This is a genomic window from Streptomyces sp. W16 (assembly GCF_033194735.1).
In the GTDB taxonomy this organism is placed as follows: domain Bacteria; phylum Actinomycetota; class Actinomycetes; order Streptomycetales; family Streptomycetaceae; genus Streptomyces.
The window spans coordinates 1-1,494 of record NZ_JAWOAI010001049.1 but is presented as its reverse complement, the minus strand read 5'-3'; the positions used below and the strand labels follow the sequence as shown (position 1 = coordinate 1,494).

The following is a 1,494-nucleotide window of genomic DNA, read 5'->3' as shown; positions in this document are numbered from 1 at the left end:
CGCTGCTGCGCGGCACGTGCACGTGTTCGGCGCCGGCGCCCGTGAAGTCGTAGGTGTGATCGGCCTCGACGGGGGCGCACACCGTGACCCGCACGCCCCGCGCGACGAGCCCGGAGGCCAGGGAGCGCACATGCGCGCTGCTGGCGGCGTTGCCTCCGCCGAGCACCTGCACGGTGCGCAGCGGCGACTGGCCGTGCGGTGAGTGGCTGCTCACGGGGGTCACGTGGCCGGGGCTCCTGGTTCGGCGACGGGCGGTCACGAAGAACGTACAGAAGGATCGAGCGGTGGGGGTGTACCGCACGCTTCCTACGCGTTCCAACTCAAGGATGCCAGTACGTACGGGTGTTCCGACAACGCCGAAAGGCCCGGAGGCCGTGCGGGAGGGCAACACCGGCGGGGCATATCACCCGTACGAGTGAGGCGCGCACGCCTCCTGAACGACGAGCGCGCGCTACCCGTCCGCCCGCGCCGTCGCCAACAGTTCCTCGGCATGTGCCCGGGCCGTCTCCGAGTCCTCCTGGCCGGCCAGCATCCGGGACAACTCCCGTACCCGGTCCTCGCCTTCGAGGACCTTCACGCCGGAGCGGGTCACGGATCCATCGTTGGTCTTCTCCACCAGCAGCTGACGGTCGGCGAAGGCAGCCACCTGGGGCAGGTGCGTGACGACCACGACCTGCGCGGTCTTCGCGAGCTTCGCGAGCCGCCGCCCGATCTCGACCGCCGCCTTGCCGCCGACACCGGCGTCGACCTCGTCGAAGAGATACGTCGGCACGGGATCGGTCCCCGCGAACACGACCTCGACAGCCAGCATCACGCGCGACAGCTCACCGCCGGACGCGCCCTTGGCGATGGGCCGCGGCGGGGCACCGGGATGCGGGGCGAGCAGCAACTCGACCTCGTCGACGCCCGACGGGCCGTAGGCGACCGCACGCCCGCCGACCTCGACGCCCTCCGGGTCCTCGGCCTGCCGGATCTCGAACGACACGCGCGCGTGCGGCATCGCGAGGGAGGCCAGCTCGGCGGTCACCGCGGCGGCGAACCGCGCGGCGGCCTCCGTCCGGGCGTCGGTCAACGCCTGCGCAAGGCCGCCCAGTTCACCCCGCAGCGCGTCCCGCTCGGCGGTGAGCTCGTCGATCCGCTCGTCGTCGCCGTCGAGTTCGGTCAGCCGGGCGGCCCCCTGCTCGGCGTACGCGAGCACGGCCGCGATGTCCTGGCCGTACTTCCGCGTGAGCGAGTTGAGGGCGGCCCGCCGCTCCTCCACGGCGGCCAGCCGCAGCGGATCGGCGTCGAGGTCGTCGGCGTAGCCCGCCAGCTCCCCCGCCACATCGCCGAGCAGAATGCCGATCTCACCGATCCGGTCGGTGAGCGAGGCCAGCGCCGAGTCGTGCGACCGTACGGCCTCCAGGGCCCGCTGCGCACCCGCGACAAGGGTCGCCGCGTCGATGCCCTCGGGGTCCTCGGGGTTGCCGGCGAGCGCGGCATGGGCGACCGTCG

Annotated in this window: 1 protein-coding gene and 1 pseudogene; both read right to left on the bottom strand. The window is 73.0% G+C overall.

Annotated elements, in window-relative coordinates; genetic code table 11:
* Positions 1-223: pseudogene (locus R6V09_RS52950) on the bottom strand (glycosyltransferase family 1 protein); the annotation flags it as partial.
* 228 nt (positions 224-451) lie between these two features.
* Positions 452-1,494: DNA repair protein RecN (locus R6V09_RS52945; protein WP_442810310.1), on the bottom strand; the 1,043-nt coding region annotated here is incomplete at its 5' end.